This window comes from Gulosibacter sp. 10, from assembly GCF_900163695.1.
GTDB lineage: Bacteria > Actinomycetota > Actinomycetes > Actinomycetales > Microbacteriaceae > Gulosibacter.
Genome location: NZ_FUIC01000002.1, coordinates 21,021 through 46,826, shown reverse-complemented (window position 1 = coordinate 46,826; position 25,806 = coordinate 21,021). Strand labels below are relative to the sequence as shown.

Sequence of the window (25,806 nt, the reverse complement as noted above, 5' to 3'; positions counted from 1 at the left end):
CGGAAAACCGAACGGGCCCGGCGCCTCGCGGTGTGCGAGGCGCCGGGCCCGTGCGCATCGGGGCGGCGCTATGCGTCGGCCGGGCCGCGCTCCGCGTCGGGGGCGGCGTCGACGGAGCCGGTCACGAGCGGCACCGGACCCGTGACGGCGGGCACCGCGCCGGTGGCCGCCGGGGCCTCGGCCTCGGCCGCCTCCTCGGCGTCGAGGTCCACCGCGGCGCCCGCGAACTGCGACTGGTAGAGGCGCCAGTAGGCGCCCTCCGCCGCGAGCAGCGAGTCGTGGTCGCCCTGCTCGACGATGCGGCCGCTCTCCATCACGAGGATGAGGTCGGCGTCGCGGATCGTCGAGAGCCGGTGCGCGATCACGAAGCTCGTGCGCCCCTCGCGGAGCGCGTTCATCGCGTGCTGCAGCAGCAGCTCGGTGCGGGTGTCCACCGAGCTCGTCGCCTCGTCGAGGATGAGCACCGCCGGGTCGGCCACGAACGCGCGCGCGATCGTGATGAGCTGCTTCTCGCCCGCCGAGACGTTCGAGGCCTCCTCGTCGAGCACGGTGTCGTAGCCCTCGGGCAGGCTCGCGACGAAGCGGTCGACGAACGTGGCCTTCGCGGCCTCGACGATCTCCTCGTCGGTCGCATCCTGGCGGCCGTAGCGGATGTTCTCGCGGATCGTGCCCTGGAACAGCCACGGGTCCTGCAGCACCATGCCGGTGCGCGCGCGGACGTCGTGGCGGCGCAGCTCGCCGGTCACCTGGCCGTCGAGCAGGATCGCGCCCTCGTCGAGCTCGTAGAAGCGCATCAGCAGGTTCACGAGCGTGGTCTTGCCCGCGCCCGTGGGGCCCACGATCGCGACCGTCTCGCCCGGGTCCACCGCGAAGTCGAGGTCGCGGATGAGCTCGCGCTCGGGGTCGTACGAGAACTCGACGTCCTTGAACTCGATCCGGCCGGGGCCGGGGACGAGCTCGGGCGCGTCCTCGGCGTCCGGCTCCTCTTCCTCCGCATCCAGCAGCTCGAACACGCGCTCGGCCGAGGCCGTGGCCGACTGCACGGTCGTGGCCATGCCGCCGAGCTGCGCGAGGGGCTGCGTGAACTGCTGCGAGTACTGGATGAACGCCTGCACGTCGCCGAGCCGCAGCTGGCCGCCCGCCACCTGCAGCCCGCCGAGCACCGCGATGCCCACGTAGGAGAGGTTGCCCGCGAACATCATGAGCGGCATCATCATGCCCGAGAGGAACTGCGCCTTGAACGAGGCCTCGAAGAGCTCGTCGTTCTCCTCGGCGAACTGCTCGCGCATGTCCCGTTCGCGCCCGTACACGCGCACGAGCGCGTGGCCCGAGAAGGACTCCTCGACGCGGCTGTTCAGCCGGCCGGTGGTCTTCCACTGGCGGCCGAACGCGGCCTGCGACCTGGGCCCGATCACCGCGAAGATGCCGCCGGTGATCGGCAGCACGACGAGCGCCACGAGCGCGAGCTGCCACGAGATCGAGAACATCATCACGAGCACGCCCAGCACCGTGAGCACCGAGGTGAGCGCGTAGATGAGCGACTGCTGCAGCGCGTTCGTGATGTTGTCCACATCGTTCGTGACGCGGCTCAGCAGCTCCCCGCGGCGCACGCGGTCGAAGTACGCGAGCGGCAGGCGGTGGATCTTCTCCTCCACCCGGCGGCGCAGCGAGTACATCGCCTTCACGACGACCCCGTTGAGCAGGTAGCCCGCGGCCCAGTCGAGGATGTTCGCGAGCGCGTAGATGCCGAGCACGTACAGCAGGGTGCGGCCGAGCGCGTAGAAGTCCACGCCCTGGCCGGGGTTGAAGTGCTGCATGGCCTCGACCATGCTCGCGAACTCCTCCTCACCCGAGGCGCGCAGGCCCGCGACGACCTCGGCCTGGGACGCGCCCTCGGGCATCTGCCCGGAGACGACGCCCTCGAACACGATGTTCGTCGCGTCGCCGAGCACGCGCGGGGCGAGCACCGTCAGCGCCACCCACGCGATGCCGAGCACCGTGGCGATGACGAAGACCCACTTCCACGGCGCGAGCAGGCCGAGGAGGCGCTTGAAGCTCGGCCAGAAGTGCTTGGCCGGGCGGGTGTCGGCGCCCATCTCGGAGAATCCGGCGGCGGCCGCGGCGGCCTGCTCGTCGAACTCGTCCTCGACGGCGGCGGACTGCGATTCCGTATTGTTCACGTCGGTCATGCCTCCGCCCCCGCTCCGAGCTGCGATTCGACGATCTCGCGGTAGGTGTCGTTGCCCTCGACGAGCTCGTCGTGCCTGCCGATGCCCACGACGCGGCCGCGCTCGAGCACGACGATGCGGTCGGCGTCGACGATGGTCGAGACGCGCTGCGCCACGACGAGCTTCGTCACGTGCCGCAGCTCCTGCCAGAGCGCGCCGCGCAGCCGCGCGTCGGTCGTGAGGTCGAGCGCCGAGAAGGAGTCGTCGAACACGAGCACCTTCGGGTCGTGGATGATCGCGCGCGCGATCGACAGCCGCTGCCGCTGGCCGCCCGAGACGTTCGTCCCGCCCTGCGCGATGGTCGCCTCGAGCCCGCCCGGCATCTCCCGGACGAAGTCGGCGGCCTGCGCGATCTCGAGCGCGCGCCACATCTCCTCCTCGGTCGCCCCCTCGCGCCCGAACTCGAGGTTCGAGGCGACGGTGCCCGAGAACAGGAAGGGGCGCTGCGGCACGAGGCCGATCGAGTCCCACAGCGCGTCGGCATCCGCGTCCTTGACCGGCACGCCGCCCACGCGGACCTCGCCCTCGGTCGCGTCGAAGAGGCGCGGCACGAGGTTGACGAGCGTGGACTTGCCGGCACCCGTGGAGCCGATGACGGCCACGGTCTCGCCGGGCTCGGCGCGGAACGTGATGTCCGAGAGTACGGGCTGGTCGGCGCCCGGGTAGGCGAAGCCCACGCGGTCGAACTCGACGCGGCCGGGCTCCGGCTGATCGGTGCGCGGCTGCTCCGCGAACTCGAGCGAGGTGTCGGTGTCGAGCACCTCGCCGATGCGGTTCGCGCAGACCGCGGCGCGCGGGATCATCATCGTGAGGAAGCTCACCATGATGACGCCCATGAGGATCTGCATCACGTAGGCGATGTAGGCGAACAGCGAGCCGATCTGCACCGTGCCCTGGTCGACCTGGATGCCGCCGAACCACACCACGGCGACCACCGCGAGGTTCACCACGATGGAGGCGCCGGGGAAGACCACGACGAACAGGTTGCCGACGCGTCGGCCCGTGTCGGTGATCCGCTCGTTCGCCTCCCGGAAGCGCGTGCGCTCGATGTCCTCGCGGACGAAGGCGCGCACCACCCGGATGCCGGTGAGCTGCTCGCGCAGGATGCGGTTGAGCGCGTCGAGGCGCTCCTGGTACTTCGTGAACAGGGGCACCATGCGCACCACGATGAAGGCCACGAAGGCCAGCAGCACGGGCGCGGCGATCGCGATGATCCAGCTGAGCCCGATGTCCTGGCGCAGGGCCATGACCACGCCGCCGATGGCGAGCATCGGGGCCGAGACCATCATGGTGCAGGTCATGAAGCTCAGCATCTGCACCTGCTGCACGTCGTTCGTGTTGCGCGTGATGAGCGAGCCGGCGCCGAAGCTCGAGAGCTCGCGCTCCGAGAACGCGGCGACGCGGTCGTAGACGTCGCGGCGGATGAGGCGGCCCGCGTTCATGGACGCCCGGGCGCCGCACCAGATCGCGATGATGTTGGAGACCACCTGCAGGAAGGCGATGAGGAGCATGAACGCCCCGACGCGCCAGATGTACCCGACGTCGCCCTGCGCGACGCCGTTATTGATAATGTCTGCATTCAGGGTTGGTAGATAGAGTGCACCAAGTGCCTGGAGGAGCTGGAACACCAGCACCCCCAGCACCAGCGGCCAGCTCGGCCGCAGATACTGGACTAATAACTTCCAGAGCATGCGCGAAGTCCTTCTGAGTCTCGTCGCGTTGTCTGCCCGGATGCGAGCAGCTCGCCATCTTCTCATGCCCGAACCATCTGCGAAATGCTACTTTCGTCGGACTCTTGCGCGGTTGCGGCGCGGCCGTCGGTTAGGGTGTGGGCTCGGCCGTTTGGTCGGATATCGCCAGCGAAACCCGAATCAACATTGTGGACACCCGCCAAGCCCCGATCGCCGATTCACCATAAGCTAGGGAACTATGCCTCGCATCGAAAAGCTGCTCATCGCCAACCGCGGCGAAATCGCCGTCCGCATCATCCGCGCCGCGCGCGATGCGGGGATCCCCTCGGTGGCGGTGTACGCGGACCAGGACCGCGACGCCCCGCACGCGCGGCTGGCCGACGAGAGCTATGCGCTGCGCGGCGCGACCAGCGCCGAGACCTACCTAGTCATCGAGAAGCTGCTCTCGGTGGCCCGCCGCTCGGGCGCCAACGCGGTGCACCCCGGCTACGGCTTCCTCGCCGAGAACGCGGACTTCGCCCGCGCGGTGCAGGACGCTGGGCTCATCTGGATCGGCCCCTCGCCCGAGGCCATCGAGGCCCTCGGCGACAAGGTGACCGCCCGCCACGTGGCCGAGCAGGTCGGCGCGCCCCTCGCCCCCGGCACGCTCGAGCCCGTCTCCGGCGCCGCGGAGGTGTTCGAGTTCACCGCCGAGCACGGCTACCCCGTCGCGATCAAGGCCGCCTACGGCGGCGGCGGGCGCGGCCTCAAGGTCGTGCGCGAGGAGGGCGAGGTGGAGGACGCCTTCGATTCCGCCACCCGCGAGGCCATCGCGGCCTTCGGGCGGGGCGAGTGCTTCGTCGAGAAGTTCCTCGACCGCCCGCGCCACGTCGAGACCCAGTGCCTCGCCGACGCGCACGGCAACGTCGTGGTCGTCTCGACGCGCGACTGCTCGCTGCAGCGCCGCAACCAGAAGCTCGTCGAGGAGGCCCCCGCGCCGCACATCACCGACGCGCAGCGCGAGGAGATGTACCGCGCGTCCAAGGCCATCCTCAAGCACGTCGGCTACGTGGGCGCGGGCACCTGCGAGTTCCTCATCGCCGTGGACGGCACCGTCGCCTTCCTCGAGGTGAACACGCGCCTGCAGGTCGAGCACCCCGTCTCGGAGGAGGTCACCGGCCTCGACCTCGTACGCGAGCAGTTCCGCCTCGCGGAGGGGCAGGAGCTCGGCTACGACGACCCCGAGAACACCGGCCACTCCTTCGAGTTCCGCATCAACGGCGAGGACCCGGGCCGCGGCTTCCTCCCCGCCCCCGGCAAGATCAAGACCTTCGAGATCCCCACCGGCCCCGGCGTCCGCGTCGACGCGGGCGTGCGCCGGGGCGACGTCGTCTCGGGCGCGTTCGACTCGCTGCTCGCGAAGCTCATCGTCACCGGGGCCACCCGCGAGGAGGCCCTCGACCGGGCCCGCCGCGCGCTCGACGAGTTCGAGGTCGCCGGCATGCCCACCGTCATCCCCTTCCACCGCGACGTCGTCCGCCAGCCGGCCTTCACCGCCGAGCGAGGCTCCTTCGACGTCTTCACCCGCTGGATCGAGACCGAGTACGAGAACACGCTCGAGCCGTGGGACGGCGAGCCGGAGGCGCTCGAGGCGGAGGACTCGCGCCGCGAGGTCGTCGTCGAGGTCAACGACAAGCGCATCGAGGTCTCGCTCCCGGAGCGCCTCGTCGTCTCGGCGGGCCTCGAGCACGGCGGCGTCGGCCGCAACATGGCCGGCCACGCGCCGCGCCGGCGGAGCCGCGGCGAGGTCGCGACCGACTCCGGGGCCGGCGTCATCGCCCCCATGCAGGCGACGATCGTGAAGTTCGCCGTCGAGGAGGGGCAGAAGGTCGTCAAGGGCGATCTCGTGTGCGTGCTCGAGGCGATGAAGATGGAGCAGCCGCTCGCGGCGCACAAGGATGGCGTGATCGGCGGCGTCTCGGGCGCGCCCGGCGACACCGTCTCGGCCGGCACCCTGCTGCTGGAGATCATCGACGAATAATTCATCCCGTTCATTTAGACTGTGCCCGTGACCGGAGCCCCGCCGGGGCGATCCGGACACGGGCACAGCGCCGTCAACGCCAGGCCGGTTCGCGAGCGCCGCCCCTCTTCCGAACGCACATCAACGGGTGCCAGGCCGACCGGAAACGCGAGTCCCCCATGGGTACGCCAATCGATCACGACCGCATCGCCGAGCTCATCGACATCGAGGCCGAGCGGCTCGACGCGAGCACGCAGCGCTCCAAGGAGTTCTACGCCGACGCCTCCCGCCACCTCTCCGGCGGTGTGGCGTCCTCGTACCAGGTGCACGACCCCTGGCCCATCTACGTGGAGGGCGGCTCCGGACCGAGGATCCGGGACGTGGACGGCAACGAGTACTACGACTTCCACAACGGCTTCGGCTCGATGGTGCAGGGCCACGCGCATCCCGCGATCGGCCGCGCCGTGGCCGAGCGCTATCCGCTCGGCACGCACTTCGCCGCACCCACCGAGGACGCGATCGTGGTGGGCGACGAGCTCGCCCGCCGATTCCGCCTGCCGAAGTGGCGCTACACGAACTCCGGCTCCGAGTCGACGATGGATGCGATCCGCATCGCCCGCGCCCTCACCGGCCGCGACACCGTGATGAAGATCTTCGGCTCCTACCACGGCCACCACGACGCCGTCATGGTGGACATCGGCGCCGTCGAGGCCGCGGATCGCGGCCCGCGCGAGCACTACGCCTCGATCTCCTACGGCGGCGGCATCCCCCAGTCGGTCGTCGACATGACGGTGGCGGTGCCCTTCAACGACGCGGATGCGATGGCGGCGCGCATCGAGTCGCTCATCGCCGAGGACCGCAAGCCGGCCTGCGTGATCATGGAGGCCGCGATGATGAACCTCGGCGTCGTGCTGCCCGAGCCCGGCTACCTCGAGCGCGTGCGGGAGATCACCGAGCGGCACGGCATCGTGCTCATCTTCGACGAGGTGAAGACCGGCATCTGCATCGCCGCCGGCGGCGCCGTCGAGCGCTTCGGCGTGCTGCCGGACATGGTGACGCTCGCGAAGGCCCTCGGCGGGGGCCTGCCCGCGGGCGCGATCGGCATGACCGAGGAGATCTCGCGGATCGTCGAGGACGGCACCGTCTACCAGGTCGGCACGTACAACGGGAACCCGCTCACGCTCGCGGCGGCCCGCGCCTCCCTGCTCGAGGTGATGACCGACGAGGCCTACGCGCACCTCGCGCGCCTGAACGACCGCATCCTCGCGGGCTGCGACGACGTCATCCGCCGCTACGACCTCGCCGCCTACACGGTGGGCATCGGCTCGAAGGGCTGCGTCGTGTTCTCCGATGCGAAGGTGGTGGACTACGAGTCCTACTGGGCGAATCAGGCGAACGCCGGCCCGCTGGCCGATCTCGCGTGGCTGTTCAACATGAACCGCGGCGTGTTCATGACGCCGGGGCGCGAGGAGGAGTGGACGCTCTCGGTGACCCACGACGACGCGGCGATCGACGCATACGTGAGCGCCTTCGACGAGCTCGCCGCGGCGCTGCGCGCGTAGCAGGTTTTCGCCGGAGCGGTATCGGCGGCGGCTCAACTCCGGGGCGTAATTTCGACGTCAGGAGAACATCTCTGCCGAACACGTCCGAAGGAGGACCACATGTCGCCGACACTGCACGATCGAGTCGTCATCATCACGGGAGCGGGCTCGGGCATCGGCCGGGCCACGGCGCTGCAGACCGCGGCCGCGGGCGCCCACGTCGTCGTCGCCGAGCTCGACGAGGCCGCCGCGAACGAGACCGTCGAGCTGATCGCCGAGGCGGGCGGGAGCGCATCCGCCTCGGTCGGCGACATCTCGGACGGCGACGTGGTCGCGAAGCTCGTCGACGAGGCCGCCTCGCGCGGGCGCATCGGCGGCCTCGTCAACAACGCGGGCGTCATGGACGTGTTCGCGGGTGCGGGCGAGACCGACGACGCGACCTGGGAGCGCTGCCTGCGGGTGAACCTCACCGCGCCCTTCCTGCTCGTGCGCGCGGTGCTCCCGCACCTGCTCGAGGCGGGCTCGGGCTCGATCGTGAACATCGCCTCCGAGGCCGGCATCCGCGGGGCCGCAGCCGGCGCCGCGTACACCGCCTCGAAGCACGGCGTCGTCGGGCTCACGCGGAACACCGCCTACACCTACGCCAAGCGGGGCGTGCGCAGCAACGCGGTGCTGCCCGGCGGCGTGGAGACGAACATCATGAGCTCGATCGACCAGACGAAGATCGATCAGGCGGGCATGGCCGCGATCGGACCGGTGCACCAGACGGCGCTGCGCAACGCGAAGCCCGACGAGCTCGCGGCGCTCATCGTGTTCCTGCTCGCGGACGAGTCGATCAACGTCAACGGCGCGATCATCCCGAGCGACGGCGGCTGGTCCGCCGGCTGACCCGCACGCTCCCCGGAATCCTGGCGGCCGCCGGCCCGGCCCTCGCCGGCCGGCCGGCGCCCGCCGGGATTCGGAGGAGGCGCGGAAGCGCTACCCGACCGGGCGGTGCATCGCCCGCGCCGCGTCGACGACGGAGGTCGACAGCGACGGGTACGCGGCCCACGAGGAGGCGAACTCGTCCACCGTCAGCCGCTGCTCGATCGCGATCGACAGCGCGAGCACGAGCTCCGAGGCGCGCGGGGCCACGATGACGCCGCCGATGATCGTGCCGAGGTTGTTGCCGATCATGAGCTTCACGAAGCCGTCGCGGAACCCCTGCATCTTGGCCCGCGGGTTCTGGGCGAGGTCGAGCTTGTACACGCGGCCGCTGCGCAGCCCCTCGCGCACCTCGACCTCCTGCCAGCCGACCGTCGCGATCTCGGGGTAGGTGAAGACGTTCGAGGCCACGTTGCGGCGGATGATCGGGCGCACCTCGTCGCCGAGCGCGTGGAACACCGCGGTGCGGCCCTGCGTGGAGGCCACGGAGGCGAGGGGCAGGAAGTCGCTGCAGTCGCCCGCCGCGTAGACGTTGGGCAGCGAGGTGCGGGCCACGCGGTTCACCACGATGTGGCCGGAGCCCGTGGTCTTCACGCCGATCTCCTCGAGCCCGAGGTCCGCGGTGTTCGGGATGGACCCGACCGCCATGAGGCAGTGCGAGCCGCGCACCTCGGTGCCGTCCGAGAGCGTCACGACCACCTCGTCGCCCTCCCGCACGGCGGACTCGGCCCGCCGCTTCGAGAGCACGTTCATGCCGTTGCGCGTGAAGACCTCCTCGATCACGTCGGCCGCGTCCGCGTCCTCGCCCGGGAGCACGCGGTCGCGGCTCGAGATGAGCGTGACCTCGACGCCGAGGGCGTTGTAGGCGGAGGCGAACTCGGCGCCGGTCACGCCGGAGCCGACCACGACGAGGTGCTCGGGCAGGGTCTCGAGGTTGTAGAGCTGCTTCCACGTGAGGATGCGCTCGCCGTCCGGCTTCGCCGACTCGAGCTCGCGGGGGCTCGCCCCCACCGCGAGCACGAGCGAGTCGTACTCGACCCGGTCGAACTCCTGCCCGCCCGCGCCCGCGGTGATCGACACCTCGCCATCGGCGTCGATGCGGCCATTGCCCTCGATGATCCGCACGCCGTTGTCCTTGAGGTTGCGGCGCAGGTCGTCCGACTGGTTCTGCGCGAGGCGCAGCAGCCGCTGGTTGAGCTTGCCGAGGTTCACCGCGACCTCGGGGCCGCGGGGATGCTCGTGGTCGTCGCGCACGAAGAACTGGAGGCCGAGCTCGTCGGCCTCCTGGATCGCGACCGCGGCCTCCGCCGAGGCGATGAGCGCCTTCGAGGGCACCACGTCGGTGAGGACCGCCGAGCCGCCCAGCCCGGTGCGCTCGATGAGCGTCACATCGGCGCCGAGCTGCGCGCCCGCGAGGGCCGCCTCGTATCCGCCCGGCCCGCCGCCGATGACGACGATGCGGTGTTTATCGGTGTTCTGTGCAGCCATGCCCACAATCTTGCCACGCCTCGGAGCACGGTTCGGAGCACGGTGACCTACGCTGTGTCCATGGCTGAACCGCACTCCATCGAATCCGTGCATCCGCTCGACGCACCGGGGGCAGTACCCGCCGAGGTCGCCGCCCGTGCAGCCCAGGTCATCGCCGACCGCACGGGCGTCGCACGGCACGACATCGCCCTCACCCTCGGCTCCGGCTGGGGCCGCGCCGCCGAGTCCATCGGCGAGCTCGTCGCCGAGTTCCCCGCCGAGGAGGTGCCCGGCTTCTCGAAGCCCGCGCTCACCGGCCACACCGGCAGCATCCGCTCGCTGCGCCTGCCCTCGGGCGCGCACGCGCTCGTCATCGGCGCGCGCACGCACTTCTACGAGGGCCACGGCGTGCGCCGCGTCGTCCACTCGGTCCGCACCGCCGCGGCCGCGGGCGCGCGGATCATGGTGCTCACCAACGGCGCGGGGGGCCTCGACCCCGACTGGGCGCCCGGCACCCCCGTGCTCATCAGCGACCACATCAACCTCACCGCCGCCTCGCCGCTCGAGGGCGCCACGTTCGTGGACCTCACCGACCTCTACTCCTCGCGGCTGCGCGCGCTCGTGCGCGAGCTCGACCCGCTCGACGAGGGCGTGTACGTGCAGTTCCGCGGGCCGCACTACGAGACGCCCGCGGAGGTGCGCATGGCCGGCGCCATCGGCGGCGACATCGTGGGCATGTCCACGGCCCTCGAGGCGATCGCCGCCCGCGAGGCGGGCATGGAGGTGCTCGGCTTCTCGCTGATCACCAACGCCGCCGCCGGAATCTCCCCCACCCCCCTCAGCCACGCCGAGGTGATCGAGGCGGGCAAGGCCGCCGAGGCGCACCTCGCCGAGCTGCTCGCTCGGGTGGTGGCGCGCATCGCCGAGACGGATGCGGACGGGGAGCCGGTGGCATGACCCCCCTCCCGATCGCCCGCGAGGCCCAGGTCGCGATCCGCAGCGCCGCGGAGTCCTGGCTCGCGCAGGACCCCGACCCGACCACCCGCGCCGAGCTCGAGGCGCTGCTCGCCGCCGCCGGCGAGGTCTGCGCCCCCGGCGAGCAGCTCGCCGAGACCGACGCCGGCGACCGCGCCGCCGCCTGGCGCGAGCTGCGCGACCGTTTCACCGCGCGCCTCTCCTTCGGCACCGCCGGCCTCCGCGGGCGCCAGGCCGCCGGCCCCAACCGGATGAACCGCGTGACGGTCGCGCAGGCCGCCCGCGGGCTCGCGGACTACCTGCTCGCGCAGGCGGAGACCACGGGCGAGCGGCCCAGCATCGCGATCGGCTACGACGCCCGCATCAACTCCGACGTCTACGCGCGCGACACCGCCGAGCTCATGCAGGCCGCGGGCGTCGACGCCACGCTCCTCCCCCGGCCCCTGCCGACCCCCGTGCTCGCGTTCGCGGTGCGGTTCCTCGACGCCTCGGCCGGCGTGATGGTGACGGCCTCGCACAACCCCAAGTGGGACAACGGCTACAAGGTCTACCTCGGCGGCGCGGATGCGGGATCGCAGATCGTGCCGCCCGCCGACACTGCCATCGCCGCCGCCATCGACCGCGTCGCGCAGCGCCGGCGCGTGCCCGACCTGCCGCGCTCCGAGGACTACGCCATCGCGCCCGAGTCGCTCGTCGACGCGTACGTGCGCGAGACGGCCGCGGTCTTCGGCGGCGGGACGGACGGCCTCGCGCCGCTCCGGGTCGCGTACACCCCGCTGCACGGCGTCGGCCACGAGACCTTCTCCCGCGTGCTCGAGGCCTGCGGCATCCCGCTGCCCGCCGCGGTGCCTTCGCAGGTGCGGCCCGACGGCGGGTTCCCCACCGTCGACTTCCCCAACCCCGAGGAGCCCGGGGCCCTCGACCTCGCCTACGCCACGGCGGCCGAGGCGGACGCCGACCTCATCCTCGCGCACGACCCCGACGCCGACCGGCTCGCGGTCGCGGCCCGCTCGGGCGCCGACGCCGAGGGCCGGCCGACCTGGCGGCTGTTCGGCGGCAACGAGATCGGCCGGATGCTCGGGTGGCGGGCCGCGAAGGCCGCCGCCGCGGCGGGCGCGCAGGGCTCGCTCGCGACCTCGCTCGTCTCCTCCCCCGCGCTGAGCCGCGTCGCGGAGCGATACGGGCTCGGCTACGCGGAGACCCAGACCGGCTTCAAGTGGATCTCGCGCGCGCCCGGCATCCTCTACGGCTACGAGGAGGCGCTCGGATACCTCGTCAACCCCGGCACGGTGCGGGACAAGGACGGCGTCTCGGCCGCCCTCGCGATCCTCGAGCTCGCCTACGCGCAGGCCGCGGAGGGGCGCACCCTGATCGATCTCGACGACGCCTTCGCCGACGAGTTCGGGGCCTTCGAGTCGCGGCAGGTGGCGCTGCGCTACGCCGACCCGGCCGAGCTGCCGCGCGTCATGGCCGGGCTCCGCGAGGCGGCGCCCGCGGCCGTGGGAACGGTGCCGGTCGCCGAGTTCACCGACTTCGAGACGACGGAGCAGCCGGCGAACATCCTCCGCCTCCGGCTCGCCGACGGCACCCGCATCATGATCCGCCCCTCGGGCACCGAGCCGAAGATCAAGGTGTACATCGACGCGAACAGCGCCGAGGGCACGGCCGAGGAGCGGCGCGCCTCCGCCGCGGGGCGCGCGGATGCCGCGGCGGCCGCGATGCGGGCCCTGCTGGGCGGCTGAGCCGCCTCAGCCCGCGATCGCGCGGATCTCGTCCTCGCTCAGCTCCTCGACGACGAAGGCGTTGGCGTCGAGGTCGTGCCGACGCCGCTCCGGGATGCGCGCGATCGCCTCGGCGTAGACCGCCTCGCCCGCCAGGGACATCCCGTCCGCCTCGCCCACCACGAGGGCCAGGCGCCATTCCGCGACGGCCGCGGGATCGACCGTCCCCACGAGCTCGGGGGCGACCGAGGGCTCCTTCGGCAGCACGGTCCGCGAGTACGAGGGGAGCACGTAGATGCCCACGATCCTCCCGTCCGGCCCCTGCACGATCTGCTGCTTGGCGTCGTATCCGGGCTCCCTCTGCACCGCGTCGAACAGCGCCCCGAACGCGTCGGCGGGCGAGTCCTGCGCCCGCAGCCAGGCCAGCGTCCCCGCGGCGATGTGCACCGGCCGCACCATCCCCTCCATGATGAGGCGCTGATCCCTGCCGATCTGCACCTGCAGCCCGCCCTCGATGTCGGATCGCCAGTCGAACTCCGCGATGGTCTCGGCGCTCCAGCGGCTGCCGTTCTCGCATTCGATCCCGCGATCGACATGCCGCGCCAGCGCGGCGAGGTAGTCGAGCGCGATGCGCCAGTCCGCCGGCGTGGCCGGCGTCAGCTCGCGCACGGCGTAGGCGCCGTCCTCGTAGGCGAGCTCGAAGCCGCGCCCGCTCACCCCCTCGATGCCGAGGTGCAGCACCATTCCCCGCAGCGAGGAGGACAGCGCCTCCGCCAGCGCCTCCTCCTCGACGCGGAAGGGGCGCAGTCCCTCGGGGCCGAGCGCCAGCGCCTCGCCCACCGTCATCGGCTCGTGCGGTCGCAGCAGACGCGTCTTCGGGGTGACGGTGAAGGTCACGCTCACGGTGGTCCGTCCTCGGCTCGAGATCTCGGCCGGCCGGGCTGTGCCGGGCGACCCCTGCGGTGCAACCTAGCAGACGACGGTGTCGGTGCGCCGGTCGGACCTCTCTAGCGCAGCGCGAGCGCCGGCAGGCTCGCGCGGACGAGCTCCACGAGTGCCTCGTCCGACTCCGCCGCCGCGGCGCGCGCCACGAGCCCCTCCGAGCCCTCGAGGTCGTTCGCGATGCCGGCGACGATGTCGAGGTGCTCGGAGGCGTTGGTCGTGCTCAGGCCGATCACGAGGCTCACCGGATCGTAGTGCGAGTGCCCGAAGTCGACGCCGTCGGGCACCGTGACGGCCGAGATGCCCCGCTGCAGCGAATCCGCGCTCGGCTGCGCGTGCACGAGCGCGAGCCCGGGGGCGATGACCATGTAGGGCCCGAAGCGCTCGATGATGTCGACGAGCTTCTCCGTGTACCCGCGGCGCACGCAGCGCCCGTCCACGAGCAGATCCCCGGCGGCCGTCACGGCCTCCCGCCATCCCGCCGCGGGCAGGCCGCGGCGCACCATCCCGGTGTTGAACTGCAATGCTGTCGGAGCGCTACTCATCCCTGGCCTCATCGAATCCATCGGCGATCAAGTCTGTCAGTCGGTCACGGTCCTCGGAGGGCAGGAACGCGGCTTCCGCCGCCGCGTACTGGAACTGCGCGAGGTCTTCGAGATCGTAGTCGAACTCGGCGGCGAGCCGCGTGAGCTCGAGCGAGGTGCTCGTGCCGCTCATGAGACGGTTGTCGGTGTTCACCGTCACCGTGAACCCGAGCTCGTAGAGCAGGTCGAACGGATGCTCCGCGAGCGTCCCGGCGCCGCCGGAGTGCAGGTTCGAGGTCGGAGCCACCTCGAGCGGGATGCGGCGGTCCTTCACCCACTCCGCGATCGGGCCGAGCACGGCCCGCACCTCGTCCTCCGCGCCCGCGATCACCTCGATGTCGTCGGCGATGCGCACGCCGTGGCCGAGCCGCAGCGCGCGGCCGTCGAGCAGCGCCGACTCGATCGAGTCGAGGCCGTCGGCCTCGCCCGCGTGCACCGTCACGGGGAAGAACTCCTCGGCGCACAGGTCGAACGCGTCCTGGTGGTCGGAGGGAGGGAAGCCGATCTCGGGGCCGGCGAGATCGAACCCGCACACGCCGCCCTGGCCGGGCGCCGCGCCCTGGTGGCGCAGCGCGAGCTCCGCGATCTCCGCCGTGCGGTCGCCCTGCCGCATGCCGCACAGCAGCTGCTGCACGCGGATGCGGCGGCCGGCGTCGCGCGCATCCGCGATGCCCTGGCGGATGCCCTCGGTCACCGCGCGTACGGCGCCGTCCGGGTCGAGCCCACGGCCGAGGTGCTGCTCTGGCGCCCACCGCAGCTCCGCGTAGATCACGCCGTCCTCGGCGAGGTCCACGACCGCCTCGCGCGCCACGCGGCGCAGCGCCTGCGCCGTCTGCATCACGCCCACCGTCACGGCGAACGTCGACAGGTAGGAGGTCAGCGAGCCCGAGTCCGCGCTCTCGCGGAACCAGCGGCCGAGCAGCTCCGGGTCGCGCTCGGGGAGCTCGAAGCCGATCTCCTCGGCGAGCTCGACCACGGTGCGGGGACGCAGCCCGCCGTCGAGGTGATCGTGCAGCAGCACCTTCGGCAGCGCACGCGCGTCGACGCCGCCGGGCAGGATGAACCGTTCATCGCTCATTGTCGTCGAAACCACTCCGTCGTCGTCGTTCTCTCGTGGGGGTGCGTGAACCGCAGCTCAGCGTACCCCGTCTTCTCGTCGCTAGCTGAAAGGCCCCGGCGGAAGGCCGGGCGAGCCGGAAGTCCTGGCCGACCGGGCCCGTCAGGCGCCGATCCGCTCGACCACGAGCGGCGGCGCGGCGAAGGACGCGTCCGGCCCCGCGAGCTCCCAGGCGCCCTCGAGCGCGGCGAGCGCGCCCTCGAAGCGCGAGCCGTCCTCGGCCGCGAGCGTCCAGAGCGGGTCGCCCGCGCGCACCGGTTCGCCCGGCTTCACGTGCAGGTCGATGCCGGCGGTGTGCACCACCGGGTCCTGCTTGCGCGCGCGGCCCGCGCCGAGCCGCCACGCCGCGAGGCCGAACGCGTAGGCGTCCTGCCTGGCCAGCACCCCGTCGCGCTCGGCCCGCACGACGTGCGTCTCCGAGGGCTCGGGCAGCGCCGCGTCCGGATCCCCGCCCTGCGCGCGCACCGCGCGCCGCCACAGGTCCATGGCCTGTCCGCCCGCCAGATGGCCCTCGACATCCGCGTCGCGCACGCCCGCGAGCTCGAGCATCTCGCGCGCCAGGGCGCAGGTGAGCTCGACCACGTCGGCGGGGCCGCCGCCCGCGAGCACCTCGACCGATTCGCGCACCTCGTTCGCGTTGCCGATGGTGCGCCCGAGGGGCGTGTTCATGTCGGTCAGCAGCGCCGAGACCTCGAGGCCCGCGTCCGTCCCCAGCTCCACCATCGTGCGCGCGAGCTCGCGGGCGCGGTCCTGCTCGCGCATGAACGCGCCCGAGCCGAACTTCACGTCGAGCACGAGGGCGCCGGTGCCCTCCGCGATCTTCTTCGACATGATCGAGGAGGCGATGAGCGGGATCGCCTCGACCGTGCCGGTCGTGTCCCGCAGGGCGTAGAGCTTCTTGTCCGCCGGGGCGAGCTCGGCGCCGGCGGCGCAGACCACGCCGCCGACCTCCTCGAGCTGCCGGTGCAGCTCCTCGTTGCCGAGCTCGGCGCGCCAGCCCGGGATCGACTCGAGCTTGTCGAGCGTGCCGCCGGTGTGGCCGAGGCCGCGGCCCGAGAGCTGCGGCACCGCCACGCCGAACGAGGCGACCAGCGGCATGAGCGGGAGCGTGATCTTGTCGCCGACCCCGCCCGTGGAGTGCTTGTCGGTCGTGGGCTTGCCGAGGCCCGAGAAGTCGAGCCGCTCCCCCGAGGCCACCATCGCGCGGGTGAGGTCGAGGATCTCGCGGCGCTCCATGCCGTTGAGGAAGATCGCCATCGCCAACGCGGCCATCTGCTCGTCGCCCACGTAGCCCGAGGTGTAGCTGCGCACGAGCCATTCGATCTCGGCGGTCTCGAGGGCGCCTCCGTCGCGCTTGCGGCGGATGAGGTCAACGGCGGCGAATGGCTCGACCACGGTTCGGGCTCCTTCAGTCGGGGTTCGGATGGGGCTCAGCGGCCGAGGTGCTCGGGGCCGAAGGACTGCGGCAGGATCTGATCGAAGTCGAGGATGCCCTCGGGGGTGTCGATCCGCATCCCCTCGGCCTTGAACTCGTTGAGCAGCTGACGGCAGCGGCCGCAGGGCATCAGCACCTCGCCGAGCCCGTCGCAGCAGGCGAAGGCGACCAGGCGGCCGCCGCCGGTGCGGGCGAGCTCGGAGACGAGGCCGCATTCGGCGCACAGGCCGCAGCCGTAGGACGCGTTCTCGACGTTGCAGCCCGTGACGATGCGGCCGTCGTCGACGAGCGCGGCCGCGCCCACCGGGTAGTTCGAGTAGGGCACGTACGCCCGCTGCATGGCCGAGCGCGCCGCGTGGCGCAGCTCGATCCAGTCGATCGCGCTACTGCTTGACATAGGGCACGCCGCTCGCGGCGGGGGCTCGGGACTGGCCGACGAAGCCGATGACCGCGAACACGGTCACGACGTAGGGCACCATCGAGAGCAGCTCGTCGGGCACGTTCGCGCCGACCTGCGTCGCGAGCGTGCGGAAGTTGGAGGCGAAGCCGAACAGCAGGGCGGCGCACGTGGCGTAGATGGGATGCCAGCGGCCGAAGATGAGCGCCGCGAGGGCGATGTACCCCTGCCCGCTCGTGATCTCCTGGTTGAAGGCGCCCACCGAGCCGAGCGTGTAGAACGAGCCGCCGACGCCCGCGATGGCGCCCGAGAGCAGCACGTTGAACCAGCGGGTGCCGTTCACGTTGATGCCGAGCGTGTCGGCGGCCTTCGGGTGCTCGCCGACCGAGCGCATCCGCAGTCCCCACTTCGAGTTGAAGACGGCCCACGTGAGCAGCGGCACGAGCAGGAACATGAGGTAGGTGAGGACGGTGTTCGAGAACAGCAGCGGCCCGATCACCGGGATCTCGCTGAGGAAGGGGATCTTCCACACGGGGAAGGTCGTCGGGGTGTTGTACTGCGCCCGGTCGGAGGCCATGAGGCCCGAGTAGAGGTAGTTGGTGAGGCCGATGACGATCATGTTGATCACGACGCCAACCACGACCTGCTCGACCCAGTAGGTGATCGAGAAGAGCGCGAGGATGGTCGAGACGATGACGCCGGCGACGAGCGCGGCGAGGATGCCGGCGATCCAGCTGCCGGTCATCGAGGAGACGAGGGCGCCGGCGAAGGCGCCGGCGAGCAGCTGGCCCTCGATCGCGATGTTCACGACGCCGACCCGCTCGGACACGAGCCCCGCCATCGAACCGAACACGAGCGGGGTCGAGATCGCGAGCGTGCCCGTGAGCAGCCAGGTGAGCGGCACGTTGTGGCCCGCGCCGACCCACACGATGAGCGCCACGGCCCACAGCACGGCGAAGATCGCGAGCAGCCACATCGGCAGCGCCTTGCGGTCGGCCGTGCGCTTGAACGAGAAGGCCGCGATCGCGAGCATCACGATCGACAGCACGAGGTTCGTGACCATGCTCGGCAGGATCAGCGGCTCCATGTCGAAGGCGAGGCCGCGCGAGCGGAAGTCGATGCTCGTCAGCGCGCCCGAGTCGACCTGCAGCGAGAAGGCCACGAGCGAGAGCAGCGCGAAGACCGCGAGCAGGATGGGGGTCTTCCACTTCCGCGGGGCGAGGGCGTCGTTCTCCGGCGAGCCGGAGGCGGCCGGGGACTTCGGGGCGACGGTGGTAGTCATGAGCCATTCACCTTTCGAGCGGCGATGCGATCGGCCAGCCTGATGCCGGTGGGGCGCGGCAGGAATCCGAGGAACCTGGGCGCCGCGACGAACAGCACGATGAGCCCCTGGATGACCGGGATGATGTCGCGCGGGATGCCGGCCTGGATCTCCATGGTCACCGCGCCGGCCTTGAGCAGGCCGAACAGGAGCGCCGCGAGCACGATGCCGACCGGGTTGTTGCCGCCGAGCAGCGCGACGGTGATCGCGTCGAAGCCGATGCCCGCGTGCACCGTCGGCTCGATGCCGCTCTGATGCACCTCGAGCGTCTGGGTCGCGGCCGCGAGGCCCACGAACGCGCCCGAGAGGGCCATCGTGAGCACCGTGATCCGCTTCACGTCGATGCCCGCCGTGCGGGCGGCGTGCGGGTTGATGCCGACGGCGCGGATCTGGAAGCCGACCGTCGAGCGGTCCATGAGCCACCAGTAGAGCACCGCCGCGAGCAGCACGAGGACGAAGCCGAGTCCGAAGCCGGGGAACAGCTGCGGGATCGCCGCGGTGGACTCGATCGCCTTCGATTTCGCGTAGCCGCTCGCGTTGCCGGACTGGAACAGCGGCTGTTTGAGGAGGTAGGTGATGCCCCAGTGCGCGATCCAGTTGAACATGATCGTGAGGATCACCTCGTGCGCGCCGGTCTGCGCCTTGAGGAAGCCGACGATCGCGGCCCACATCGCGCCGCCCAGCACCGCGGCGATGATCGCGGCCACGACGTGCAGGCCGATCGGCAGCTGCCAGCTCGCGCCGACGAAGCTCGCGAAGAGCGCGCCGACGAGCATCTGGCCCTGGCCGCCGATGTTGAACAGCCCCGCGCGGAACGCGACGCCGAGGCCGAGCCCCGCCGCGACGAGCGGGGTGGCCCACTGCAGCGTGGTCAGCAACGGCCCGAACCCGCGGCTCGGGCTGTAGATGGCGCCCTGCACGATCGCCTGGATGGCGTCGCCCACGAGGCCGCCCGCCACGGCGAAGAAGTCGGCCGGCCGGGCGAAGAAGTAGCCCAGCGTGGACTGCACCTCCTCGTTCGTGAACACCGCGATGGCCATGCCGACGAGCAGGGCGAGCAGGATCGCGACGACCGAGCGGACGGCACCGCCGCCGAACACGTCCCGGAGGAACCCCCGCCAGGGGTCGCTCTGGAGCGCGGCGTGCGAGCCGGCGAGCTGCGCGTCGATCGGCGCGGTGGGCTCCCGCCCGGGACCGTCCGACTTCTGCGGCTCGGTAGGGGTCGTACTACTGCTCATGCGGGACTCCTGCCATCATCGTGCCGAGCTCTTCGCGGCCGGTCTCGGGCGGCACGATGCCCATGCTCTTGCCGCCGTACATCACCATGATCCGATCCCCGAGCTGAACCACCTCGTCGAGCTCGGTGGACACGATCAGGACGGGGATGCCCGAATCGCGCGCCGCGATGATCTGCTTGTGGACGAACTCGATCGAGCCGACGTCGAGTCCGCGGGTGGGCTGCGAGGCGACGAACATCTTCAGCTCGCGGCCGAGCTCGCGCGCGAGCACGACCTTCTGCTGGTTGCCGCCCGAGAGCCGGCCCACCGGGGTGTCGATCGACGGGGTGCGGACGTCGTAGTCCTCCACGGCCTGCTCGGCGTATTCGCGGATCCGCCTCATGTTCAGCGCGAGGCGGCTCGAGAAGGGCCGCTTGTGGAAGCGGTCGAGGATCATGTTCTCGGCGATCGTGAACTCGCCGACGATGCCGTCCTCGGTGCGGTCCTCGGGCACGAAGCCGAGCCCCGCGTCCAGCGTCCTGCGCACCGACTCGGTGAGCAGGTTCTTGCCGGACAGGGTGATCGAGCCGCTCGTGTTCTCGGCGAGGCCGAGGATGGCCTCGGTGAGCTCGGTCTGCCCGTTGCCCTGCACGCCGGCGACCACGAGGACCTCGCCCTCGCGGATCTCGAAGGAGAGGTCGTCCACGAGCCGGTGGCCTTGCTTGCTGAAGACGGTGAGGTGCTCGACCTTGAACACGGGCTCGCCGACCTTCGCGGGCTCCTTCTGCACCGAGAGGCCCACCGCCCGGCCGACCATGAGCGAGGCGAGCTCCTCGTTCGAGGCGGTGGGGTCGGCCTGGCCGACGACCTTGCCGCGGCGGATGACGCTGATCTTGTCGCTCACCTGACGCACCTCGCGGAGCTTGTGCGAGATGAACACGATCGAGCGGCCCTCCTTGCGCAGCTCGTCCATGATCCCCATGAGCTCGTCGGTCTCCTGGGGCGTGAGCACCGCGGTGGGCTCGTCGAGCACGAGCACGCTCGCGTTCTGGGCGAGCGCCTTGATGATCTCGACCCGCTGCTGCTGCCCCACCGAGAGGTCCTCGATCCTGTCGTCGGGGTCGATGCGGAAGCCGAAGCGCTCCGAGATCTCGACGACGCGCCTGCGCGCGGCGGGCAGGTCGAGCGCGCCGAGCCCCCGGGTGGGCTCGTGGCCGAGCATGAGGTTCTCCGCGACCGTGAACACGGGGATGAGCATGAAGTGCTGGTGCACCATGCCGATGCCCGCGGCCATCGCGTCGCCGGGGCCGGAGAAGTGCTGCTCGACCCCGTCCAGCAGGATCTGCCCCTCCTCGGGCTGGTACAGCCCGTAGAGGACGTTCATGAGCGTGGATTTTCCGGCGCCGTTCTCACCGAGCAGGCTGTGGATCTCGCCTGCCTCGACCGTGAGGTCGATGCTGTCGTTCGCGGTGAAGTTGCCGAAGCGCTTGGTGATGCCGCGCAGCTCGAGTTTCATGGTGTCGCTTCCCTGTCATGCGATAAGGGCCGTCGGGCGATGCGGGAAAGTGGCCCCGGCCTCCGCACGGGGAGGAGGCCGGGGCCGGGGGTCGCTACTCGGCGACCTCGGGCGAGGAGGGCGACTCGACCTCGATGTCGCCCGCGATGATGCCCGCCTTGATCTCCTCGAGCTCGTCGACCATGCCCTCGGGCAGCTGCGACTCGAACTCGCCGAAGCCGGCGATGCCGACGCCCTCGTTCTCGAGCGTGCCGGTGTAGACCGTGCCGCCGGCGAACTCGCCGTTGACCGCGTTCTCGATCGCCTCGAACACCGTCACGTCGAGGCCCTTGAGCACCGAGGTGAGGATGATGTCCGCGTAGTCCGGCTCGCCGACGGTGAGGTCGGAGTCGACGCCGAGGATGACGGCCGGCGCCTCCTCCGAGTCGCCCTGCGCGTTGCGGATGGCCTCCGCGGCCCCCTGGTAGAGCGGTCCGCCGACGGGGAGGATGACGTCCGCACCCTGCGCGAGGAAGCCCTCGGTGATCTGCAGCGCCTTGGTGTTGTCGGTGAAGTTGCCGACGAACTCGCCCGCCTGCGACTCGACGTTCCAGCCGATGACCTGGACGTCCTCGCCCTTCTGCTCGTTGTAGTACTCGACGCCGTCGGCGAAGCCGTCCATGAAGATGGTCACCGAGGGGATGTTGCCGCCGCCATAGGTGGCGACCGTGCCCGACTCCGAGTAGCCCGCCGCTGCGTAGCCCGCGAGGAAGGCCGCCTGGGCGGTGTCGTAGTTGATCTGGAGGATGTTGTCGCCCTGGAGGTAGTCGACGTCCACGATCGCGAAGTGCGTCTCGGGGTTGGCGTCGGCGATCTCCTGCGTGGCGTCGGCGAGCATGAAGCCGACCGGCACGATGATGTTGCAGCCCTGGTCGACCATCGTCTGCAGGTTGGGGCCGAAGTCGTCGGGGCTGGTGGACTCGGCCTCGAGCACGCTGACCCCGAGCTCCTCCTCGGCACGGTCGAGACCCGCATGGGCGAGCTCGTTGAACGACTTGTCGTCGAAACCTCCCTCGTCCGACACCATGCAGGCGGTGAAGTCGCTGTTGTCCGCGCCGTCGCCGCCGGCCGCGGGATTCTCGGCGTCGGGCGCCGAGCCGCAGGCGGAGAGCGCGAGCGCGCTGATACCGGCGATGCCGATGAGCGGCATCAGTTTCTTACGAGCGAGCACGTTGGATCCTCCTCATCACTCCCGCACCGATGCGGAAATTGTCGATGACGAAATATTACCCCGCGATCGGCCCTTTCGCGTCCGCCGTAGAAGGCCGTCCACGCTAAAGCACCTCGGGATGCTCCGATTCCTTGAGGAGTCCGACAATCTCCTTCACCTTCTGCGCGTTCTGCCGGTTGGTGACGAGCAGCGCGTCCTCGGTGTCGACGACGACGACGTTCTTGATGCCCGCCACCGCCACGACCCGGTCGGTCTCGGAGACCACCAGGCCCGACGCGCCGGTGGCGACCACCCGGCCGGGGTCCCCGATCACGCTGACGTCGTCCTCGCACGCCGCGGCGGCCTGGTGCACGCGCATGACGGCGCCGAAATCGCCGACGTCGTCCCAGCCGAAGAAGCCCGGGATCACCGCGAGCCCCTCCTTCTTCGCGGCGGGCTCGGCGACGGTGTAGTCGATCGCGATCTTCTCGAGCGACGGCCAGACCCGCGCGACCGTCTCGGCGCGGGCGTCCGTGTCCCACGCGTCCGCGATCTCCGTGATTCCCGCGGCCAGCTCCGGGGCGTTCTCGGCGAGCTCGTCGAGCAGGCGCGAGGCCTTCGAGATGAACATGCCCGCGTTCCACAGGTACTCGCCCGAGGCGAGATACCGGCGGGCCGTGGCCGCGCTCGGCTTCTCGACGAACTCGTCCACCTGCCGGGCCGACGGGGCGCCGAGGATCTCGAAGGGCTCGCCCGCGCGGATGTAGCCGAAGGCCGTGGAGGGCATGATCGGCTGGATGCCGATGGTGACGATGAGCCCCTCGTCGGCCGCGCGCACGGCCTCGCGCACCGCGCGGCGGAAGCGCGTGTCGGCGCTGATGAGGTGATCGGCCGCGAAGGAGCCGATGACCGCGCCCGGATGGCGCCGCTCGAGGATCGCGGCGGCGAGCCCGATCGCGGCGGTGGAGTCGCGCCCCTCGGATTCGAGGACGACGTTGTGGTCCTCGAGCTCGGGCAGCTGCTCGCGCACCTCGGCCTCGTGCGCCTCCCCGGTGACCACCATCATCCGCTCGGCGCCCGTGAGCGGCACGAGCCGCTCCCACGTGGCCCGCAGCAGCGTCCGGCCGGTGCCCGTGACGTCCCGGAGGAACTTCGGGCGCCCCGCCCGGCTCAGCGGCCACAACCGCGATCCGACGCCGCCCGCAGGGATGACGGCATAGAAGTGGTCGAGGTTCGAAGCGAGCATGCGCATGACAATAACGCGTTCCGTCGGAGAAATACGTCCGGTACCCCTCCTGTTAATACCGGGGTAACCCGAATCTCCTACGGTCGGTGGTCATGCGGATCGCGATCGTGACCGAAAGCTTCCTCCCCACCATCAGCGGCGTCACCAACTCGGTGACGAAGGTGCTCGACCACCTCGCGCGGCGCGGGCACGAGGCGCTCGTGATCTGCCCGGCGGCCGGCGCGCCCGCGACCTACGCCGGCTTCCCGGTGCACGAGGTGGCCGCGCTCACCTATCGGGACTTCCCGGTGGGGCTGCCCACGCTGCAGGTGCAGCGCATCCTCGACGAGTTCCGGCCCGACCTGCTCCACGCCGCCTCCCCGGCCTTCCTCGGCGGCCGCGCGATCGCCGCCGCGCGGCGGCGGGGCGTGCCGACCGTGGCGATCTTCCAGACCGACATCGCCGGCTACGCCGCCCGCAGCGGCCTCGGACTGATGCGCGACGCCGTGTGGTCGGTCTTCCGCCTCGTCCACAACCAGGCCGACCGCACCCTCGCGCCCTCCACCGCCTCCATCCGCGACCTCGCCAGGCAGCGCATCGAGCGCGTCGAGCGCTGGGGCCGCGGCGTGGACCTCGAGACCTACCACCCCGACAACCGCGCGGCCGCGGATGCCCGCCGCCTGCGGGCCGAGATCGCGGCCCCGCACGAGACCGTCGTGGGATACGTGGGCCGGCTCGCGCCCGAGAAGCAGGTCGAGCGGCTCGCGCAGCTGCGGGGCGTGCCGGGCCTCCGCATCGCGATCGTCGGCGACGGCCCCTCGCGCGAGGACGTGCGCGCCGCCCTGGACGGGATGCCCGCCGTCCACCTCGGCCGCCGCACCGGCCGGGAGCTCGCCGCCGCGTACGCCGCCTTCGACGTCTTCGTGCACACCGGCACCGAGGAGACCTTCGGGCAGACCCTGCAGGAGGCCCACGCCTCCGGCGCCCCGGTCGTGGCGCCCTACGCCGGCGGCCCGATCGACCTCGTCACGCACGGCGGCGACGGCTACCTCTTCGACCCCGAGCGCCGGCGCGGCGCCGACTCGATGCGCGCCTACGTGCAGCGGCTCGCGGCGGACCCGGCGCTGCGCGCCCGGATGGGCGAGGCCGGTCGCCGGCGCGTGCTCGACCGCTCGTGGGAGCGGGTGTGCGACGAGCTGCTCGACCACTACGAGTCGGTGCTCGCATCGCGCGCGGCCGCGGCCGCCCCGACCCCCGTAGCTTCTTAGGGTTGCCTAACTTTTCCCTATACCACGGGTCGCCTCGGATGCCCTGAAATCGCGGTAGGCTTGGACTTACAGTTGCGTGCGTATGGCAAGTCTGCTTGCGCCAGCCGCCCCGGGCGACGCCACTGCCGCCGGGTTCCATCCAACACAGAAGGGTAGTTCCGTGTCAGCTGTTCAGACGGGCACCCCGACCTCCCCCAAGCCCGCGAAGAAGAACGCCCTCGGCGGTCGGCTCTATCGCGGGAACGAGGGCATGTGGTCGTGGGTACTGCACCGCATCACCGGTGTCGCGATTTTCTTCTTCCTCCTCGTCCACGTGCTCGACAGCGGTCTGCTGCTCGTGAGCCCGGAGGTCTACAACGCGGTCATCGGCGCGTACAAGAACCCCATCATGGGCATCGGCGAACTCGGCCTCGTCGCCGCGATCGTGTACCACGCCTTCAACGGCCTGCGCATCATCCTGATCGACTTCATGCCCGGCGGCACCCGTCACCACAAGCTCATGTTCTGGATCGTCATCGCCATCTGGGCGCTCGTGATGATCCCCTTCGCGTACATGCACCTCTCGCACGTGTTCGGGTTCTAGGAAGATAGGGAGATCGCACAATGACTATCGAAGCCGTCGAATACCCGCGCACGCCGCTTTCCGAGCGCAAGAAGCGCCCCAACAACTGGGAGCGCATCGGCTGGGTCTTCATGCGCGTCTCGGGCGTGCTGCTCATCGCCCTCGTGTTCGTGCACCTGTACTCGAACCTCATCGCCGGCGACGGCGTCCACCAGATCACCTACCAGTTCGTGGTCGCCGAGAAGTTCTCGGTCTCGTTCTGGCTCATCTGGGACGCGCTGCTGCTCATCCTCGCGATGATCCACGGCACCAACGGCATGCGCACCATCGTCAACGACTACGTGTACAGGGCCGGTCCGCGGAAGGCGCTCACGCTGACCCTCTGGATCGCCTGCATCATCGAGATCATCCTCGGCCTCATCGTCCTCGCCGTGTTCGCCATCGAGCCCTGCTTCCAGGGCGGCGCCTCCATCTGCTCGTAGTTCTC

Annotated in this window: 21 protein-coding genes; 8 read left to right on the top strand and 13 right to left on the bottom strand. The window is 71.0% G+C overall.

From position 1 onward, the window contains the following. Positions 1 to 68 precede the first annotated feature (68 nt). Both FM112_RS00355 and FM112_RS00350 read right to left on the bottom strand, forming a co-directional pair. Positions 69 to 2,189 (bottom strand): ABC transporter ATP-binding protein, encoded by a 2,121-nt coding sequence (locus FM112_RS00355; RefSeq protein ID WP_369678153.1) that lies wholly within the window; start codon positions 2,187 to 2,189, stop codon positions 69 to 71. Continuing rightward, positions 2,186 to 3,919: an ABC transporter ATP-binding protein gene (locus FM112_RS00350; protein ID WP_087002091.1), complete on the bottom strand. Its 1,734-nt coding sequence runs from the start codon at positions 3,917 to 3,919 to the stop codon at positions 2,186 to 2,188. The genes FM112_RS00355 and FM112_RS00350 overlap by 4 nt, the downstream gene beginning before the upstream one ends. A 238-nt stretch (positions 3,920 to 4,157) precedes the next feature. Between FM112_RS00350 and FM112_RS00345 the strand changes: the two genes are divergently transcribed. The 3 genes from FM112_RS00345 to FM112_RS00335 all read left to right on the top strand — a co-directional run bounded on the left by FM112_RS00345 (position 4,158) and on the right by FM112_RS00335 (position 8,347). Continuing rightward, on the top strand, positions 4,158 to 5,939 hold the full coding sequence (locus FM112_RS00345) for a biotin carboxylase N-terminal domain-containing protein (RefSeq protein ID WP_087002089.1): 1,782 nt from the start codon (positions 4,158 to 4,160) through the stop codon (positions 5,937 to 5,939). A gap of 158 nt (positions 5,940 to 6,097) precedes the next feature. Further along, on the top strand, positions 6,098 to 7,480 hold the full coding sequence (locus tag FM112_RS00340) for an aspartate aminotransferase family protein (protein WP_087002087.1): 1,383 nt from the start codon (positions 6,098 to 6,100) through the stop codon (positions 7,478 to 7,480). 99 nt (positions 7,481 to 7,579) lie between these two features. Further along, positions 7,580 to 8,347 (top strand): SDR family NAD(P)-dependent oxidoreductase, encoded by a 768-nt coding sequence (locus tag FM112_RS00335; protein ID WP_087002085.1) that lies wholly within the window; start codon positions 7,580 to 7,582, stop codon positions 8,345 to 8,347. Between the two features lie 90 nt (positions 8,348 to 8,437). Here the strand turns inward: FM112_RS00335 and FM112_RS00330 are convergent, their stop codons facing one another. Beyond that, a complete protein-coding gene (locus FM112_RS00330) occupies positions 8,438 to 9,871 on the bottom strand; it encodes an NAD(P)H-quinone dehydrogenase (RefSeq protein ID WP_087002083.1) in 1,434 nt (477 codons plus the stop codon). 60 nt (positions 9,872 to 9,931) lie between these two features. Between FM112_RS00330 and FM112_RS00325 the strand changes: the two genes are divergently transcribed. Both FM112_RS00325 and FM112_RS00320 read left to right on the top strand, forming a co-directional pair. Continuing rightward, on the top strand, positions 9,932 to 10,807 hold the full coding sequence (locus tag FM112_RS00325; RefSeq protein ID WP_087002080.1) for a purine-nucleoside phosphorylase: 876 nt from the start codon (positions 9,932 to 9,934) through the stop codon (positions 10,805 to 10,807). After that, positions 10,804 to 12,567, top strand: a complete 1,764-nt coding sequence (locus FM112_RS00320) for a phospho-sugar mutase (protein WP_087002078.1) — start codon at positions 10,804 to 10,806, stop codon at positions 12,565 to 12,567. The genes FM112_RS00325 and FM112_RS00320 overlap by 4 nt, the downstream gene beginning before the upstream one ends. A 6-nt stretch (positions 12,568 to 12,573) precedes the next feature. Here FM112_RS00320 and FM112_RS00315 read toward each other — a convergent pair whose 3' ends face one another. The 10 genes from FM112_RS00315 to FM112_RS00270 form a co-directional block, all read right to left on the bottom strand. Next, a complete protein-coding gene (locus FM112_RS00315; RefSeq protein WP_176386601.1) occupies positions 12,574 to 13,449 on the bottom strand; it encodes a DUF4299 family protein in 876 nt (291 codons plus the stop codon). 104 nt (positions 13,450 to 13,553) lie between these two features. Beyond that, complete coding sequence (locus FM112_RS00310) at positions 13,554 to 14,033, bottom strand: PTS sugar transporter subunit IIA (protein ID WP_176386600.1); 480 nt, start codon at positions 14,031 to 14,033, stop codon at positions 13,554 to 13,556. After that, on the bottom strand, positions 14,026 to 15,150 hold the full coding sequence (locus FM112_RS00305; protein ID WP_087002072.1) for an adenosine deaminase: 1,125 nt from the start codon (positions 15,148 to 15,150) through the stop codon (positions 14,026 to 14,028). Before FM112_RS00305 ends, FM112_RS00310 begins: the two co-directional genes overlap by 8 nt. Positions 15,151 to 15,291: 141 nt before the next feature. After that, positions 15,292 to 16,584, bottom strand: coding sequence for a thymidine phosphorylase (locus tag FM112_RS00300; RefSeq protein ID WP_087002070.1), 1,293 nt, complete (start codon positions 16,582 to 16,584; stop codon positions 15,292 to 15,294). A 35-nt stretch (positions 16,585 to 16,619) separates the two neighbouring features. After that, positions 16,620 to 17,021, bottom strand: coding sequence for a cytidine deaminase (locus FM112_RS00295; protein ID WP_087002068.1), 402 nt, complete (start codon positions 17,019 to 17,021; stop codon positions 16,620 to 16,622). Continuing rightward, on the bottom strand, positions 17,008 to 18,303 hold the full coding sequence (locus tag FM112_RS00290; RefSeq protein ID WP_087002066.1) for an ABC transporter permease: 1,296 nt from the start codon (positions 18,301 to 18,303) through the stop codon (positions 17,008 to 17,010). The genes FM112_RS00295 and FM112_RS00290 overlap by 14 nt, the downstream gene beginning before the upstream one ends. Beyond that, positions 18,300 to 19,580, bottom strand: a complete 1,281-nt coding sequence (locus FM112_RS00285) for an ABC transporter permease (protein WP_087002064.1) — start codon at positions 19,578 to 19,580, stop codon at positions 18,300 to 18,302. The genes FM112_RS00290 and FM112_RS00285 overlap by 4 nt, the downstream gene beginning before the upstream one ends. Further along, complete coding sequence (locus tag FM112_RS00280; RefSeq protein ID WP_087002062.1) at positions 19,570 to 21,075, bottom strand: ABC transporter ATP-binding protein; 1,506 nt, start codon at positions 21,073 to 21,075, stop codon at positions 19,570 to 19,572. The genes FM112_RS00285 and FM112_RS00280 overlap by 11 nt, the downstream gene beginning before the upstream one ends. A 94-nt stretch (positions 21,076 to 21,169) precedes the next feature. After that, complete coding sequence (locus FM112_RS00275; RefSeq protein WP_087002060.1) at positions 21,170 to 22,264, bottom strand: BMP family protein; 1,095 nt, start codon at positions 22,262 to 22,264, stop codon at positions 21,170 to 21,172. 124 nt (positions 22,265 to 22,388) lie between these two features. After that, positions 22,389 to 23,510: a mannose-1-phosphate guanylyltransferase gene (locus FM112_RS00270; protein ID WP_254910308.1), complete on the bottom strand. Its 1,122-nt coding sequence runs from the start codon at positions 23,508 to 23,510 to the stop codon at positions 22,389 to 22,391. Between the two features lie 92 nt (positions 23,511 to 23,602). On the opposite strand from FM112_RS00270, the gene FM112_RS00265 reads away from it, so the two are divergent. The 3 genes from FM112_RS00265 to FM112_RS00255 all read left to right on the top strand — a co-directional run bounded on the left by FM112_RS00265 (position 23,603) and on the right by FM112_RS00255 (position 25,801). Further along, positions 23,603 to 24,757 carry a glycosyltransferase family 1 protein gene (locus FM112_RS00265; protein WP_087002119.1) on the top strand — a complete coding sequence of 385 codons (1,155 nt, stop codon included), beginning with the start codon at positions 23,603 to 23,605 and terminating at the stop codon, positions 24,755 to 24,757. A 160-nt stretch (positions 24,758 to 24,917) separates the two neighbouring features. After that, a complete protein-coding gene (gene sdhC / locus FM112_RS00260) occupies positions 24,918 to 25,340 on the top strand; it encodes a succinate dehydrogenase, cytochrome b556 subunit (RefSeq protein ID WP_254910307.1) in 423 nt (140 codons plus the stop codon). Between the two features lie 20 nt (positions 25,341 to 25,360). Then, on the top strand, positions 25,361 to 25,801 hold the full coding sequence (locus FM112_RS00255; protein WP_087002055.1) for a succinate dehydrogenase hydrophobic membrane anchor subunit: 441 nt from the start codon (positions 25,361 to 25,363) through the stop codon (positions 25,799 to 25,801). The last annotated feature ends 5 nt before the right edge of the window (positions 25,802 to 25,806 follow it).

Excerpts from the sequence above, each read along its gene's own strand:
- FM112_RS00355 (WP_369678153.1), bottom strand. The coding sequence starts at position 2,189 with ATGACCGACGTGAACAATACGGAATCGCAGTCCGCCGCCGTCGAGGAC.
- FM112_RS00350 (WP_087002091.1), bottom strand. The coding sequence starts at position 3,919 with ATGCTCTGGAAGTTATTAGTCCAGTATCTGCGGCCGAGCTGGCCGCTG.
- FM112_RS00345 (WP_087002089.1), top strand. The coding sequence starts at position 4,158 with ATGCCTCGCATCGAAAAGCTGCTCATCGCCAACCGCGGCGAAATCGCC.
- FM112_RS00340 (WP_087002087.1), top strand. The coding sequence starts at position 6,098 with ATGGGTACGCCAATCGATCACGACCGCATCGCCGAGCTCATCGACATC.
- FM112_RS00335 (WP_087002085.1), top strand. The coding sequence starts at position 7,580 with ATGTCGCCGACACTGCACGATCGAGTCGTCATCATCACGGGAGCGGGC.
- FM112_RS00330 (WP_087002083.1), bottom strand. The coding sequence starts at position 9,871 with ATGGCTGCACAGAACACCGATAAACACCGCATCGTCGTCATCGGCGGC.
- FM112_RS00325 (WP_087002080.1), top strand. The coding sequence starts at position 9,932 with ATGGCTGAACCGCACTCCATCGAATCCGTGCATCCGCTCGACGCACCG.
- FM112_RS00320 (WP_087002078.1), top strand. The coding sequence starts at position 10,804 with ATGACCCCCCTCCCGATCGCCCGCGAGGCCCAGGTCGCGATCCGCAGC.
- FM112_RS00310 (WP_176386600.1), bottom strand. The coding sequence starts at position 14,033 with ATGAGTAGCGCTCCGACAGCATTGCAGTTCAACACCGGGATGGTGCGC.
- FM112_RS00305 (WP_087002072.1), bottom strand. The coding sequence starts at position 15,150 with ATGAGCGATGAACGGTTCATCCTGCCCGGCGGCGTCGACGCGCGTGCG.
- FM112_RS00295 (WP_087002068.1), bottom strand. The coding sequence starts at position 17,021 with ATGTCAAGCAGTAGCGCGATCGACTGGATCGAGCTGCGCCACGCGGCG.
- FM112_RS00290 (WP_087002066.1), bottom strand. The coding sequence starts at position 18,303 with ATGACTACCACCGTCGCCCCGAAGTCCCCGGCCGCCTCCGGCTCGCCG.
- FM112_RS00285 (WP_087002064.1), bottom strand. The coding sequence starts at position 19,580 with ATGAGCAGTAGTACGACCCCTACCGAGCCGCAGAAGTCGGACGGTCCC.
- FM112_RS00280 (WP_087002062.1), bottom strand. The coding sequence starts at position 21,075 with ATGAAACTCGAGCTGCGCGGCATCACCAAGCGCTTCGGCAACTTCACC.
- FM112_RS00275 (WP_087002060.1), bottom strand. The coding sequence starts at position 22,264 with ATGCCGCTCATCGGCATCGCCGGTATCAGCGCGCTCGCGCTCTCCGCC.
- FM112_RS00270 (WP_254910308.1), bottom strand. The coding sequence starts at position 23,510 with ATGCTCGCTTCGAACCTCGACCACTTCTATGCCGTCATCCCTGCGGGC.
- FM112_RS00265 (WP_087002119.1), top strand. The coding sequence starts at position 23,603 with ATGCGGATCGCGATCGTGACCGAAAGCTTCCTCCCCACCATCAGCGGC.
- FM112_RS00255 (WP_087002055.1), top strand. The coding sequence starts at position 25,361 with ATGACTATCGAAGCCGTCGAATACCCGCGCACGCCGCTTTCCGAGCGC.